The organism is Acetobacter aceti NBRC 14818, from assembly GCF_000193495.2.
GTDB lineage: Bacteria > Pseudomonadota > Alphaproteobacteria > Acetobacterales > Acetobacteraceae > Acetobacter > Acetobacter aceti.
The window spans coordinates 886,515-900,146 of the sequence record NZ_AP023410.1 but is presented as its reverse complement, the minus strand read 5'-3'; the positions used below and the strand labels follow the sequence as shown (position 1 = coordinate 900,146).

Below are 13,632 nucleotides of genomic sequence, written 5' to 3'. Positions count from 1 at the left end.
ACGATCTTCCGGGTGTCAGTTCCGGGTGTCAGTCTGAAAGGTCTGCGCCCGTTTTCCTTGGGCTCCGCCCGCGAATATAACAGGATGAAGGCGTAAACAGTCTTCCGTTATGTGAAGATCCCAATGCTCTTTCAGTGGTTATATTTTTCCGGAAGAGCAAGACAGGAAAACAGTCACTCCTCGGATGAGCGATCGTTTTCCTGAGCAGCTGCCGAGCGAATGGCCCGCGCCATCGCTTCCACGCCGTTTCCCCGGTTGGTGGAAAGAGCCTGCACCAGTCCCAGATCACTCAGGAAGGACGGTTCTGTCTCCAGAATTTCCTCAGGCGTCCGGCCGGAATAGACCCGCAGCAGCAGGGCTACGAGCCCCATCACGATGGCGGCGTCTGATGCGCCTGCAAAGTACATTGTCCCGTCATCCATCTGAGCTTCAAGCCAGACCTGACTCTGACAGCCGGGAACGCGATGCGCGTCATCTGTCCATTCCTTGGGGAAGGGAGGCAGCTTGCGCCCAAGTTCGATGATGTACTGGTAGCGGTCCATCCAGTCATCAAAGAGCGCCAGTTCGTCGCCAATCGCTTCGATGGCGTCCACAGCGGTATCGTCCTCCGGACGGACAAAAGCCTCGCCCAGCATCAGAGGATGAACCGGCTGAGGTCGCCCTGCTGGGCAAGGGGAGCCACACGCTCACGAACGAGGTCCGCATCAATCGTGATGGTTTCGCCCTGATGCTCAGAGGCTGTGAAAGACACATCCTCTAGCAGTTTCTCCATGACCGTAGCAAGACGACGGGCGCCGATATTCTCGACACGCTCATTCACGTCGGCGGCCAGTTCGGCCAGAGCATCGACTGCACCATCCGTGAAGGTGAGAGTCACGCCTTCCGTGCCGATCAGGGAAACATACTGCTTGCATAGCGAATGTTCCGGTTCGGTCAGGATGCGACGGAGGTCGTCACGGTTCAGCGGCTGGAGTTCGACACGAATGGGGAGACGGCCCTGAAGCTCCGGCAGCAGATCGGACGGCTTGGCCAGATGGAACGCACCGGACGCGATGAAGAGGATATGGTCCGTTTTCACAAAACCATATTTCGTCGAGACGGTCGTGCCCTCGATCAGCGGCAGCAGATCTCGCTGCACGCCTTCACGCGACACATCTGCACCCCGGAAACCTTCGGACGAGCGTGCGCAGACCTTGTCGATCTCGTCGAGGAAGACGATGCCGTTATCCTGCACATGCTGCACCGCGTCGCGGTTGAGCGCGTCATTGTCCAGCAGCTTGTCGGCTTCCTCACGCACGATCTGTTCGCGGGCAGCGGCAACGGTGAGGCGACGGGTCTGTGGCGCACGGCCCATGATGTTCTTCATCATGTCGCCGAAATTCATCGGACCGCCGGGCATCATGCCGGGGACATCGCCGCCGCTCTGGGTTGTCGGATCGGGGGTGATGGCGATCTCGATTTCCTTGTCGTCCAGCGTGCCGCTGCGCAGGAGCTTGCGGAAATGCGAGCGTGTGTCGGCAGAGGAGGCTTCGCCAGCAAGAATGGTGACCAGACGCTCTTCGGCGGCTTCCTCGGCGCGCGGGCGCACATCCTTGCGGCGCTGTTCACGCAGCATGACGATGGCGTTTTCCACGAGGTCGCGGATGATGCTTTCCACATCGCGGCCGACATAGCCGACCTCTGTGAATTTGGTCGCCTCGATCTTGATGAAGGGAGCCTGCGCCAGCTTGGCCAGACGGCGGGCGATCTCGGTCTTGCCGCAGCCGGTCGGGCCGATCATCAGAATGTTCTTGGGAACAACTTCCTCGCGCAGACCCTCGGGAAGCTGTGCCCGACGCCAGCGGTTGCGCAGGGCAATGGCGACAGCGCGCTTCGCGTCATTCTGGCCGATGATGTAGCGGTCGAGTTCAGTGACGGTCTCGGCGGGGGAAAAATGATTGATGGTCATGATTACGCCGCCTTCTCATCATCTGAGTGCAGGGTTTCAATCGTCACGGAATGGTTGGTGTAGACGCAGATGTCGCCGGCAATCTTCATCGCCCGCTGTGCAACCTCTCTGGCCGTCAGTCCTTCTATCGGCAGCAACGCACGCGCTGCGGACAGGGCGTAATTGCCGCCTGATCCTATGGCGATGATGCCGTCCTCGGGCGAAAGCACATCGCCATTGCCCGTCACCGTGTACGAACCCTGCCGGTCCGCGACAATCAGCATGGCTTCCAGACGACGCAGATAGCGGTCTGTGCGCCAGTCTTTCGCCAGTTCCACGCAGGCGCGCTCAAGCTGGTTGGGGAAACGGTCCAGCTTGGCTTCCAGTCGCTCCAGAAGCGTGAACGCATCGGCGGTCGCTCCGGCGAAACCGGCGAGTACCTGCTGGTTCGAGCCGATGCGTCGAACCTTGCGGGCATTGCCCTTGACCACCGTGGAGCCGAGGGAAACCTGACCATCTCCGGCCATGGCGACCTCTCCATCCCGGCGTACGCAGATGATGGTGGTGCCATGCCAGCCGACAGGATCGTGGGGAGAAGACTGATGTGTGTTCATGGCTCACAGAGATAGTCCTTCCGGAGGCAATCTCAAGAGGGAAAGGGCTCGGAATAAGGGGGAGAGTGGTGAACGATGGAAATGGGACGAGGACAGAAAGGACGCCCTGTTTGGGACCCCGAGCGTTTGTGATGGCGTCTGTAGTGGATGAGGGATGCTGCTATGGCCATAAAAGGAGATGGATTTTCTCCTGAACAGGTCAGTGACGATAATATCTGTTGCCGCTCCGCATGTGGGGAGGGTGATCTGATGACATTCCAGCAGTGCCCTGTGCGCAAGGGCCTGTCATGATCCACTCACATTTAGACGGTAAGCACCGGACAAAGCTCTATCAAACGATTGAGGATACTGATGGAAAAGCAGGTTACTTCGCTCTGGACGCAGGTCAACAACTTGATGCCGGTCATACTGGGCTATGTCGGGCAGTTTGTTCTTGCTCTCGTCGTGCTTCTGGTCGGCTGGACCGTCATCAACATGGTGACCCGCGCCATGGGACGGATGATGGCCGCCAGTCATGTCGAGCCGACGCTCCGGGGCTTTCTTCTCAGTGTGGTCGGGCTTCTGCTGAAAGCGCTTCTGCTCATCAGCGTGGCGTCGATGGTCGGTATTGCCACGACCTCGTTTGTCGCCGTGCTCGGTGCGGCTGGACTGGCTGTCGGCATGGCGCTTCAGGGCAGTCTCGCCAATTTCGCAGGCGGCGTTCTGATCCTGCTGTTCCGTCCCTTTGAGGTCGGAGATTCCATCACGGCCGGTGGCAGCTCGGGCACTGTGGTTTCAATCGAAATGTTCCGCACCGTCATGCGGGATGCGAACAATGAATTCATCTACGTGCCCAACGGTGCACTTTCGAACAATGTCGTGATCAACAGTTCGCAGGCCGAGAGTGTCGTGGCGACGGTTGGCCTGCTGATCGATTACCGCGATGATCTCGACAAGGCGCGTGCTCTTCTGCTCAGCCTGTTGCAGGGTGACGAACAGGTTCTGGCCACACCGGCGCCCTCCGTGTCCTTCCTGCCGCAATCGGCGAATATCGCCGTTTCCCTGAGTTTTCACTGCACTCCCGGCAACGCATCGGCTCTGACCGCGAAATATGCCGAGGCAGCGATCAAGATCCTCAACAAGGAAGGCTACCATCTGGGGATCAGCGCACGCGCCAGCGCGTGAGATCCTGATCAGTCTTCAATAACAAAGTCAGGCCGTCCGAAACTCTTCGGGCGGCCTGTTTGTTTGGAAGGGCAGTCGTTGGTGCGCGAGACGCCAGACAGAAAATTCAGAGACTGTCCTGTATCATTTGCAAGGCGTGCAGAACGGCCTGCGCACGGACTTCCGTTCGGTTTCCACCAAAGATCTGCTTCTGCGTAAGGGGCGGCTTGCCAGCGCGTTTCAGGCCGAACCAGACAAGCCCGACCGGCTTCGCCTCACTGCCGCCATCCGGCCCGGCGACGCCTGTCAGGGAGACGGCAATGTCTGCTCCCGGTGCATGGGCAAGAGCACCTTCTGCCATTGACCGCGCCACCTGTTCGCTGACGGCACCCCTCTGAGCGAGCATGTCCTCCGGCACGCCGAGCGCCGCCTGCTTCATCGCATTCGAGTAGGTCACAAATCCACCGGCTACCGCCGCAGATGAACCAGCGTGAGCCGTAAGCGCTCCCGCCACCAGACCGCCGGTGCAGCTTTCGGCCGTGACGACCATCAACCCTGCCGCTTTCAGTTGCTCAAGAACCGTGGCGGACTTTTCAAGCACTTCAGCAGGCAGGATGGCTGTCATGGCTGTTGCTCCGGATGTTATTTCAGCAGACCGACAATCCGCTCCACCTCATCCACGATCGGATTGGCGATGGCCGCAGCCCGTGCGGCTCCGGTGCGGAGCACATGATCGAGATGGTCGGTATCTTCGAGCAGACGGGTGGTCTCTTTCGCAATCGGTTCAATACGGGCGATCATGACATCGGCCAGCGCTTTCTTGAAAGGACCGAAGCCTTCGCCGCCATGCTGGGAAAGAACCTGCTCCGGCGTCAGATTGCTCAAGGCTGCATACAGGCCGACAAGATTGCGGGCTTCGGGCCGGTCCACCAGTCCTTCGATGGAGGAGGGCAGGGGCTCCGGATCGGTTTTGGCGCGGCGGATCTTGAGGGCAATCGTATCCGCGTCGTCTGTCAGATCGATACGGCTCTGTGCCGATGGATCGGATTTGGACATTTTTTTGGAGCCATCCCGCAGGCTCATCACGCGCGCGGCCTGCGGCGGAATGAGAGCTTCGATCTCCTGAAAGAAATCGATTTCGTAGTCGTGATTGAACTTCTTGACGATGTCGTTGGCCAGTTCGAGGTGCTGGCGCTGGTCATCGCCCACGGGAACCTTCACGGCCTTGTAGGCCAGAATGTCGGCGGCCATCAGGTTGGGATAGACATACAGACCGGCGGAATGGTTCTCCCGGTCCTTGCCTGCCTTGTCCTTGAACTGGGTCATCCGGTTGAGCCAGCCAAGACGGGCCACACAGTTGAAGATCCATCCCAGCCGGGTATGGGCGCTGACAGCGGACTGGTTGAACAGGATGTGTTTTTCGGCGTCGATCCCGGAGGCGAGCAGCACGGCGGTTTGCTGACGGGTCTGCACGATCAGATCAGCAGGGTTTTGCCAGACTGTCAGTGCATGAAGATCAACCAGGCAGAAGATGCATTCATGGTCTGCCTGCAACGCAACCCAGTTCTGGATCGCACCGAGATAGTTGCCGAGGTGAGGAATACCGGTCGGCTGGATGCCGGAAAATACACGTGTCATTCTTGCTGCTCAGATCCCTAGGTCGCGACAGTCTGCCCCTGTCTTACGGCAGAGGATGTTTCAGGTCGAGTTTCGCCCGCATATCTGCAACGTCTCCCGCCGAAATCCGGTGCGCCCGGGCTGCGGCGATGTCTTCCCGTGTGATTGTGGGAGCCGGTTTTGTCTCACCCTGCTGTGAGAGCCATGACAGGATGGTGGCTGCTTCCTCATCTGAAAGATACCGGAAGAGCGGCATTTCTGCCCTGTAAGGCACGCCTGCGGCCCTGATCGGACCACTGACCCCGTTCATGAGAACAGAAGCCAGATAGACACGCCCTTCGGGGGTCGCTGCGATGCGGTCAATTCTTCCGCTCAGGGGCGGTACAGAGCCAGCCATGCCTTCTCCACCGTGATGGCAGATGCCGCAGTTGGAACCATACAGATAGCGGGGGCTTTTGTGCCGGGAGCATCCGCCGGGAAGCACGAGAAGCGCCAGAAGGAAAACCAGCTTTTTTCGTGCAGAGATGGTATGGAAGAACAAACGCATGAAACTTGCTTGAATATCCGGAGGTTCTGGTTTCAGGGGACATGCTGCGCCACTCTGGAGCATGAAAGGAATTCTGAGTGAATCCTATTACATCCTACAGGCACCTTTTTTTCGTGGCGACTTGCGGACTTCTGGTGTCAGCGGTCTCGCCGACAACCGTATTTGCTGCAACGCGGGAAGAGCAGACAGCAGCCTGCAAGGGGGATGCCCTGAAGTTCTGCATGCTTTCGATCCCCAATGAGAAAAAGATCGCGGCCTGCCTGCAATCTAAACGCGATAAGCTCAGCCCAGCCTGCAAGGCAATGTTTCCTGAGAAGAAATCCGGAAAGAAATCCGCCAGCAAAAAGAGCTGAGTGCCAGAACGAGAAAGGCCGGGTCAGAGACCCGGCCTTTCGGTTTACTGCTGTCCGCCGTGTTCGACGCCAAGCAGCTGGATCTTGAAGATCAGCGGGCTGTTTGAAGGGATGATACCCATCTCACGCTTGCCGTAGCCCAGCTTGGCCGGGACATAGAGCATCCAGGTATCACCCACATGCATCATGGGAAGCGCTTCCATCCATCCCTGCACCAGACCGTCCAGAGGCATGCGCATATAAGCGCCCTGACCGTGCTGGTCGGAGCTGTCGAAGATCGATCCGTCCGGCAGGCGGCCTTCATAGATCAGCATCATGCTGTCGCCCTTGACGGGGGAAGGACCATCTTTCGGCCCGGATGCCAGAACCTTGTAAGCCAGTCCGTCCGGAAGAACCTTTACGCCCGGCTGGGAAATCTCCTTCTGCATGATCTGCTCAGGCGTCAGTTCCTGATCCTCATGACTGCATCCCACGATCGGCAGGCAGAGCAGTCCGCCCAGAAGCAGGGTACGGAGACGGATTGAAGTCAGTGAAGAACGCACAGCTATTCCCTCGAAACTAGTGTCAGGATTGTCATTCAGATCGCAGAGACGCGCCTTAGAGCGCGCCCCCTCGTCGACCGATCTGACCACCCAGACGCAGGCGCAGGGCATTGAGCTTGATGAAGCCCTGAGCATCCTGCTGGTTGTAAGCGCCCTCGTCATCCTCAAAGGTGACGACGCGGGTGTCATACAGGCTGTTCGGGCTTTCACGGCCCACGCAGATCACGTTGCCCTTGTAGAGTTTCAGACGCACGCGACCCGTTACGGAATGCTGGGACGTGTCGATCAGAGCCTGCAACATGCGGCGCTCCGGCGAGAACCAGAAGCCGTTATAGATGATCTCGGCATATTTCGGCATCAGGCTGTCCTTGAGGTGCATGGCCTCGCGGTCGAGCGTGATGGATTCGATGCTGCGGTGAGCCGTCAGCAGGATTGTGCCGCCCGGCGTCTCATAGATGCCGCGTGACTTCATGCCGACAAAACGGTTTTCGACCAGATCCAGACGACCGATACCGTTGGCCTTGCCGAGTTCGTTCAGCTTGGTCAGCAGGGTGGCCGGAGACATGGCCACGCCATTGATCGCAACCGGGTCACCCGAAACGAAATCGATGGTGATTTCGGTCGCGACATCCGGAGCGGCTTCCGGCGAGATGGTGCGCTGGAAGACAATCTCTTCCGGCCCGACGGCGGGATCTTCGAGGATCTTGCCTTCGGAAGAGGAGTGCAGAAGGTTTGCATCCACCGAGAACGGGGCTTCGCCACGCTTGTCGCGGGTCACGGGAATCTGATGCTCTTCCGCGAACGCCAGCAGACGGGTGCGGGATGTCAGATCCCACTCACGCCACGGCGCAATCACGGTGATGTCGGGCTTCAGCGCATAATAGGCCAACTCGAAGCGGACCTGATCGTTACCCTTGCCGGTTGCGCCATGCGCCACGGCGTCAGCACCGACCTGCTCGGCAATCTCGATCTGACGCTGGGCGATCAGCGGACGGGCGATGGAAGTGCCGAGAAGATACTGGCCTTCATACAGCGCATTCGCCCGGAACATCGGGAACACGAAGTCCTTCACGAAGGTCTCGCGCAGATCCTCGACGAAGATTTCCTTCACGCCGAACATTTCGGCCTTCTTGCGGGCCGGTTCCAGCTCTTCACCCTGACCGAGGTCGGCCGTGAAGGTTACGACTTCGCAGCCGTAAGTGGTCTGGAGCCACCGCAGGATGACTGAAGTATCGAGGCCGCCTGAATAGGCCAGAACGACCTTCTTGATCTGTCGGGTGCCTTCGGCCGGGGCCATGCGCATTCTCTCCGGGTTTCTGCGGTGGTCGGAATGGAAAAGCGGCAAACCCTTGTTCACCGCTCTCTTTGGGGCGTCAGTAGCATCCGCGCCGACGTTGCACTAGTCCCAAGGCGAGGAGAGCTACCTTAATTCGGGGCGAATGTTTTCACTCGCCGACCGCAGCACCTCCCGGATGACGATGGTCCGCACCCCCGGACAGGAGCGTCTGTTCGTTGCGGTTGGCAGCGAGAGCGCCCGTGACAATACCTTCCGGCATGCCCCATGCCGCATGATCACGAAAAACATACCCCTGTTCGTTCAGAGCCTTTGCGACAGCGGTATCGACCGCGCCCTTTTCGACTTCAATGGTTGAAGGTTCCCACTGTTCATGAAAGCGCGGCAGATCAATGGCCTGCTGGATGTTCAGGTGATAGTCGATCACGCCGGTAATGACAGACAGCACGATGGTGGGGATGCGCGAACCGCCGGGGCTGCCGATGACCATGACCGTCTTTCCGTCCTTGGAAACGATGGTTGGCGTCATGGAAGAGAGGGGGGTTTTGCCGGGCTGAATGGCGTTCGCCTGACTGCCGACAATGCCGAACATGTTAGGCGCACCGGGTTTGGCGGAGAAATCATCCATCTCGTCGTTCAGGAAAAAACCCGTTCCCGGCGCGATGACCCGTGCTCCAAACCATCCGTTGAGTGTGTAAGTGGTGGAAACAGCCAGTCCGGAAGAATCCATGACCGAGAATTGCGTGGTTTCGTGTTTTTCCCTGTCGACAGAAGGCGAGGAGGGCGCTGTGGACGTGGCAGGAACAGGAGAACCTGCTGTCAGGGTCTCTGATTTTACGGCACCGGACTGCGGCAGGCCCCCACGGATCTGCACGGCATAGGCCGGGTCCAGAAGATGATCGACGGGATTGGCGACAAAAGCCGGATCACCCAGATCGCGCCGGTCTGAATAGGCGTGACGCATGGCTTCGATCTGCTGGCGGAGCGCTGGGGTGCTGTGCAGTCCTTCTGCGCCGAGATCATAACCGGATAGGATCGTCAGCATTTCACACAGAGCGATACCACCGCCGCTCGGCGGGGGTGCCGTGTCGATGTGATAGCCGCGATAAGAGCAGGTCAGCGGCGGCATAACGCGAGGTTTGTAACGACCGAAATCTGCCATTTCCAGAATGCCGCCATTGCGCTTGCTGGCGTCGACTACCCGACGGGCGATGCTGCCTTTGTAAAAGATATTCTCACCGTGACGGGCGATTTCTGAAAGGGAGTTGGCGAGATCGGTCTGCACGAGACGATCGCCGGGACGGAAGGACTGACCGTCCGGTCGCAGAAAGATCCTGCTGACAACAGGATCAGCGCGGAATTCCTTTTCAAAGGGACGAAGCAGGGCGACGTCGCCTTCCTCCAGAACAAAGCCCTCCCGTGCCAGACGAATGGCGGGTTCCATGAGTTTGGCGCGGGAGAGATGGCCCCAGCGTTGCCTTACATATTCGAGACCAGCCACGGTTCCCGGAACGGCCACAGCTTTCCACCCAGCCGTCGAGAGGCCGGGAATAACCTGTCCATTAGCATCCTGAAACATGTTCGGCGTGGATGCGAGTGGCGCTTTTTCACGGAAATCGATGAAAACTGCCTGTCCCTGACGTGGTTTCAGAACCATGAAGCCGCCACCACCAATATTGCCTGCGGCCGGGTAAACCACGGCGAGCGCGTAACCCACGGCCACTGCGGCATCGGCGGCGTTTCCGCCCTGCGTCAGTATTTTTGCACCAACGTCGGACGCGAGATGCTGCGCGGAGACCACCATTCCATGGCGGCCCAGCACGGGCTTGTCGGACGCAGGTGATTGCACGGATGCTGTATAGGCCAGTGGATCAGGCACACCAGCGGGGAGGGCAGAGGCCTGCGCCCAGCCATTGGTGGAGAAACTGAGACAGGCGATGAGACCTGTCGTGAAGACGAAAGGCTGCGCGTATTTCTTCCGTGAGAGGATACGGACTACGGCGGAAGGCAACACGGCACGATCCTGCTTCAATGAAAAATGAGGAGAGGTCAGAAGACTTTCAAAAGTCGTCTGAAGCACGCTCTTTTAAATCATGAAGGGTTTCTGGTGAAGCGTTTTCAAGCAGGCTTTGGGAGCTGCTTTTTGAAAAACAGTGGTTGCATCTGTTTTATTGGCCGTCGCTATGCGTAAAGGCTTCTGACGATTGTTTTGCTTCCAACAAAGACAACCGCCAGAAATTCTTTATATCAGCTGACAGTTTCAGCTTCTGAAAAGCCGATCACGCGCCGTAGGGCGGCCGCTTATAGCCTTTGGGAGAGAGTGTAAAAATCTCATACCCGTTTTCCGTGACACCCAGCATATGCTCGAACTGCGCTGTCAGGGAGCGATCACGGGTGACGGCTGTCCAGCCATCTTCAAGGATTTTCACTTCCGGCTTGCCGATATTGATCATCGGCTCAATGGTGAAAACCATGCCCGCCTTCAGTTCCAGACCAGTCCCCGGTTCACCATAGTGGAGAACATTCGGGGCGCTGTGGAACGTGCGGCCGATACCGTGACCACAGAAATCCTCAACAACCGAATAGCGATGCTTTTCAGCGAGAACCTGGATTGCATGGCCGATGTCACCCAGAGTTGCGCCCGGTCGCACCTGTTCGATGCCGGCCATCATGCAGTCATAGGTTACATCAATCAGCTTTTCGGCCTTCTTGGGGGCTTTGCCTGCAATATACATGCGGCTGGTGTCACCGTACCACCCATCAAGAATACAGGTGACGTCGATGTTCAGAATGTCTCCGTCCAGCAGTTTACGATCGCCCGGAATGCCGTGACATACGACATGGTTGATCGAGATGCAGGAGGATTTCGGATAGCCGCGATAGCCGAGTGTCGCCGGTGTCGCGTTATTCTTGAGTGTGAATTCGTGGATGATGGTGTCGAGTTCACCTGTCGTCACACCAGGACGCACATGCTCGGTGATCATATCCAGCGTTTCGGCAGCCAGTTTTCCTGCGGCGCGCAGACCCTGAAAGTCTGCCTCAGTGTGCAGGACAATACCGTTGCGTGCTGATTTACCCTCCATCCTCTCCCTCGTTCTTAGCCTGTTGTGGGCGGACAATGCCGCTTATGGCACATCGGTGCAAGGGAAGGTGGTCCTGCTCTTGAGAACAGGACCACTCTTGTATTCAGGATGAGAGGCCGTTCGTATCCTGCTTTTCCTCGCCTTCTTCCGGAGCCTCGGCAGCCGGGGAAGACGTGGCGTTCTCGAGATATTCGAACGAAAGTTCGCCATCCTTGACGGAGATCTTGACCGCGCCACCTTTTGTCAGCCGTCCGAAAAGCAGCTCTTCGGACAGAGGCTTCTTGATCGAGTCCTGAATGACCCGGCCCAGAGGGCGTGCGCCATACAGGCGATCGTAGCCGCGTTCCGCCAGCCACTCCTTGGCGGCGGACGACATCTCGATCGTGACGTTCCGATCCGCAAGCTGCGCTTCGAGCTGAAGCACGAACTTTTCGACCACACGACCGACCGTTTCCGGCTGGAGATTGCCGAACGGGATGATCGCATCAAGACGGTTACGGAATTCCGGCGTGAACAGACGCTTGATCGCTTCCTGATCTTCGCCTTCACGGGTGTCGCGCCCGAAACCGATGGCCTCCTTGCTCAGATCAGCCGCACCAGCATTGGTCGTCATGATGAGAATGACGTTGCGGAAATCGACAGTCTTGCCGTTGTGGTCAGTCAGCTGTCCGTGATCCATAACCTGCAGAAGCACGTTATAGAGGTCCGGATGCGCCTTCTCGATTTCATCGAGAAGCAGAACAGCGTGCGGATGCTGATCCACAGCGTCCGTCAGCAGACCACCCTGATCAAAACCGACATAGCCCGGAGGCGCGCCAAGCAGTCGGGAGACGGAGTGGCGCTCCATGTATTCGGACATGTCGAACCGGATCAGCTCAATACCGAGAGTGCTGGCCAGCTGGCGAGCGACTTCGGTCTTGCCGACGCCGGTCGGGCCGGAGAACAGATAGTTGCCGATCGGCTTCTCGGGTTCACGCAGGCCAGCACGCGCCAGCTTGATGGCGTCCGACAGTGTCTGGATGGCCTTGTCCTGACCGAACACCATGTTCTTCAGGTCACGCTCCAGAGCCCGCAGCACTTCCTTGTCGTCAGCGGAGACGGTCTTGGCGGGGATACGGGCGATCTTGGCGATCGTGTCTTCCACGTCCTTGAGCGTGATGGTCTTCCGACGCTTGCTTTCAGGCAGAAGCATCCGGGACGCACCGGCCTCGTCAATGATGTCGATGGCTTTGTCCGGCAGCTTCCGGTCGTGGATATATTTGACCGACAGTTCCACGGCCGCACGGATGGCGTCATCCGTGTAGCGGACCTTGTGGTGTTTCTCGTAGTTCGTCTTCAGGCCACGAAGGATTTTCACGGCGTCATCGAGGTTCGGTTCCTCGACGTCGATCTTCTGGAAGCGACGGACGAGGGCGCGGTCTTTCTCGAAGTGCTGACGGAATTCCTTGTAGGTCGTCGAGCCGATACAACGCAGCGTTCCGGCAGCCAGCGCAGGCTTGAGCAGGTTGGAAGCATCCATCGCACCGCCGGAAGTCGCACCCGCACCGATGACAGTGTGGATTTCATCAATGAACAGGATCCCGCCGGGATTCTGCTCAAGGTCATGCACGACTGCCTTGAGACGCTCCTCGAAGTCGCCACGGTAGCGCGTGCCTGCAAGCAGGGTGCCCATGTCGAGCGAATAGATGGTGGCGTTCAGCAGAACTTCGGGAACGTCTCCTTCCACGATTCGCTTGGCCAGACCTTCGGCGATGGCCGTCTTGCCCACACCCGGATCACCCACATAGAGCGGGTTGTTCTTTGTGCGGCGGCATAGAATCTGAATGGTGCGCTCGACTTCCGACTCACGGCCGATCAGGGAATCGATCTTGCCCTCGGCTGCCTTCTTGTTGAGGTCGACGCAGTAGGTTGCCAGAGCTTCGCCCGTCTTGGACGCGGAACCCCGGCCTTTTTCTTCGCCGCCGGTCTCGTCTTTTTCAGCCGAGCCTGTCGGTGCCCCATTCGAGCTCCGTCGTACTGAGCGATCCGGCGCCTTGGCGATTCCGTGCGAGATGAAGTTGACCGCGTCAAGGCGCGTCATGTCCTGCAATTGCAGGAAGTAGACAGCATGGCTCTCGCGCTCGGCAAAGAGGGCAACCAGCACATTGGCTCCCGTGACTTCGTCGCGACCGGTAGACTGCACATGAATGGCGGCACGCTGAATGACACGCTGAAATGCTGCGGTCGGCTTCGGCTCCGTCGTGCGTTCGGCAGTCAGACCTGCCAGATCCTTGTCGAGAAACTCGGTCAGATCCCCCCGGAGTTTATCCAGATCAACGCCACAGGCCCGGAAAACGGTTACCGCATCCGGATCATCAATCAGAGCTATCAGAAGATGCTCAAGCGTTGCGTATTCATGATGCCGCTCACCCGCCAGCGTCAGTGCCCGGTGCAACGTCTGTTCGAGATTGCGTGACAGCATGATCAAGACACTCCTTTCGCCGTCTGGCGTATAAGGCCACGCTGCCTGAAC

13 protein-coding genes are annotated in these 13,632 nt (G+C 58.4%); 2 read left to right on the top strand and 11 right to left on the bottom strand.

All coding sequences use genetic code 11. The features are described from left to right. Positions 1-173 precede the first annotated feature (173 nt). The 3 genes from EMQ_RS04110 to hslV are packed head-to-tail and all read right to left on the bottom strand — an operon-like array spanning position 174 to position 2,541. Positions 174-635, bottom strand: coding sequence for a SufE family protein (locus tag EMQ_RS04110; protein WP_010667101.1), 462 nt, complete (start codon positions 633-635; stop codon positions 174-176). Next, positions 635-1,948 (bottom strand): ATP-dependent protease ATPase subunit HslU, encoded by a 1,314-nt coding sequence (hslU, locus tag EMQ_RS04105; protein WP_010667100.1) that lies wholly within the window; start codon positions 1,946-1,948, stop codon positions 635-637. Before hslU ends, EMQ_RS04110 begins: the two co-directional genes overlap by 1 nt. Before the next feature lie 2 nt (positions 1,949-1,950). Then, positions 1,951-2,541 carry an ATP-dependent protease subunit HslV gene (gene hslV / locus EMQ_RS04100; RefSeq protein WP_010667099.1) on the bottom strand — a complete coding sequence of 197 codons (591 nt, stop codon included), beginning with the start codon at positions 2,539-2,541 and terminating at the stop codon, positions 1,951-1,953. Between the two features lie 351 nt (positions 2,542-2,892). Between hslV and EMQ_RS04095 the strand changes: the two genes are divergently transcribed. Next, positions 2,893-3,705 carry a mechanosensitive ion channel family protein gene (locus EMQ_RS04095; protein ID WP_010667098.1) on the top strand — a complete coding sequence of 271 codons (813 nt, stop codon included), beginning with the start codon at positions 2,893-2,895 and terminating at the stop codon, positions 3,703-3,705. A 106-nt stretch (positions 3,706-3,811) separates the two neighbouring features. Here EMQ_RS04095 and EMQ_RS04090 read toward each other — a convergent pair whose 3' ends face one another. Genes EMQ_RS04090 through EMQ_RS04080 form a run of 3 tightly spaced genes read right to left on the bottom strand, consistent with a single transcriptional unit; the run spans position 3,812 to position 5,848 of the window. Continuing rightward, on the bottom strand, positions 3,812-4,309 hold the full coding sequence (locus EMQ_RS04090; RefSeq protein WP_010667097.1) for a CinA family protein: 498 nt from the start codon (positions 4,307-4,309) through the stop codon (positions 3,812-3,814). Positions 4,310-4,326: 17 nt separating this feature from the next. After that, complete coding sequence (gene trpS / locus EMQ_RS04085; protein WP_010667096.1) at positions 4,327-5,322, bottom strand: tryptophan--tRNA ligase; 996 nt, start codon at positions 5,320-5,322, stop codon at positions 4,327-4,329. 43 nt (positions 5,323-5,365) lie between these two features. Then, complete coding sequence (locus tag EMQ_RS04080; protein ID WP_031941508.1) at positions 5,366-5,848, bottom strand: c-type cytochrome; 483 nt, start codon at positions 5,846-5,848, stop codon at positions 5,366-5,368. Between the two features lie 221 nt (positions 5,849-6,069). Between EMQ_RS04080 and EMQ_RS17305 the strand changes: the two genes are divergently transcribed. After that, positions 6,070-6,201: a hypothetical protein gene (locus EMQ_RS17305; RefSeq protein WP_269208700.1), complete on the top strand. Its 132-nt coding sequence runs from the start codon at positions 6,070-6,072 to the stop codon at positions 6,199-6,201. 44 nt (positions 6,202-6,245) lie between these two features. On the opposite strand, the gene EMQ_RS17125 is transcribed toward EMQ_RS17305, so the two are convergent. The 5 genes from EMQ_RS17125 to clpA all read right to left on the bottom strand — a co-directional run bounded on the left by EMQ_RS17125 (position 6,246) and on the right by clpA (position 13,581). After that, positions 6,246-6,707, bottom strand: a complete 462-nt coding sequence (locus tag EMQ_RS17125) for an FKBP-type peptidyl-prolyl cis-trans isomerase (RefSeq protein ID WP_373278077.1) — start codon at positions 6,705-6,707, stop codon at positions 6,246-6,248. A 91-nt stretch (positions 6,708-6,798) separates the two neighbouring features. After that, on the bottom strand, positions 6,799-8,040 hold the full coding sequence (locus tag EMQ_RS04065) for an argininosuccinate synthase (protein ID WP_026200219.1): 1,242 nt from the start codon (positions 8,038-8,040) through the stop codon (positions 6,799-6,801). 148 nt (positions 8,041-8,188) lie between these two features. Beyond that, positions 8,189-9,976, bottom strand: a complete 1,788-nt coding sequence (ggt, locus tag EMQ_RS04060; protein WP_048874222.1) for a gamma-glutamyltransferase — start codon at positions 9,974-9,976, stop codon at positions 8,189-8,191. Positions 9,977-10,316: 340 nt separating this feature from the next. Beyond that, positions 10,317-11,120 (bottom strand): type I methionyl aminopeptidase, encoded by an 804-nt coding sequence (gene map / locus EMQ_RS04055; RefSeq protein WP_010669128.1) that lies wholly within the window; start codon positions 11,118-11,120, stop codon positions 10,317-10,319. Positions 11,121-11,223: 103 nt separating this feature from the next. Next, complete coding sequence (gene clpA / locus EMQ_RS04050; RefSeq protein ID WP_018308419.1) at positions 11,224-13,581, bottom strand: ATP-dependent Clp protease ATP-binding subunit ClpA; 2,358 nt, start codon at positions 13,579-13,581, stop codon at positions 11,224-11,226. Positions 13,582-13,632 lie beyond the last annotated feature (51 nt).

What these genes read in the sequence shown, in the direction of transcription:
- EMQ_RS04110 (WP_010667101.1), bottom strand. Translation starts at nt 635, where the DNA reads ATGCTGGGCGAGGCTTTTGTCCGTCCGGAGGACGATACCGCTGTGGAC.
- EMQ_RS17305 (WP_269208700.1), top strand. Translation starts at nt 6,070, where the DNA reads ATGCTTTCGATCCCCAATGAGAAAAAGATCGCGGCCTGCCTGCAATCT.
- EMQ_RS04065 (WP_026200219.1), bottom strand. Translation starts at nt 8,040, where the DNA reads ATGGCCCCGGCCGAAGGCACCCGACAGATCAAGAAGGTCGTTCTGGCC.
- hslV (WP_010667099.1), bottom strand. Translation starts at nt 2,541, where the DNA reads ATGAACACACATCAGTCTTCTCCCCACGATCCTGTCGGCTGGCATGGC.
- clpA (WP_018308419.1), bottom strand. Translation starts at nt 13,581, where the DNA reads ATGCTGTCACGCAATCTCGAACAGACGTTGCACCGGGCACTGACGCTG.
- EMQ_RS04090 (WP_010667097.1), bottom strand. Translation starts at nt 4,309, where the DNA reads ATGACAGCCATCCTGCCTGCTGAAGTGCTTGAAAAGTCCGCCACGGTT.
- map (WP_010669128.1), bottom strand. Translation starts at nt 11,120, where the DNA reads ATGGAGGGTAAATCAGCACGCAACGGTATTGTCCTGCACACTGAGGCA.
- hslU (WP_010667100.1), bottom strand. Translation starts at nt 1,948, where the DNA reads ATGACCATCAATCATTTTTCCCCCGCCGAGACCGTCACTGAACTCGAC.
- EMQ_RS04080 (WP_031941508.1), bottom strand. Translation starts at nt 5,848, where the DNA reads ATGCGTTTGTTCTTCCATACCATCTCTGCACGAAAAAAGCTGGTTTTC.
- trpS (WP_010667096.1), bottom strand. Translation starts at nt 5,322, where the DNA reads ATGACACGTGTATTTTCCGGCATCCAGCCGACCGGTATTCCTCACCTC.
- EMQ_RS04095 (WP_010667098.1), top strand. Translation starts at nt 2,893, where the DNA reads ATGGAAAAGCAGGTTACTTCGCTCTGGACGCAGGTCAACAACTTGATG.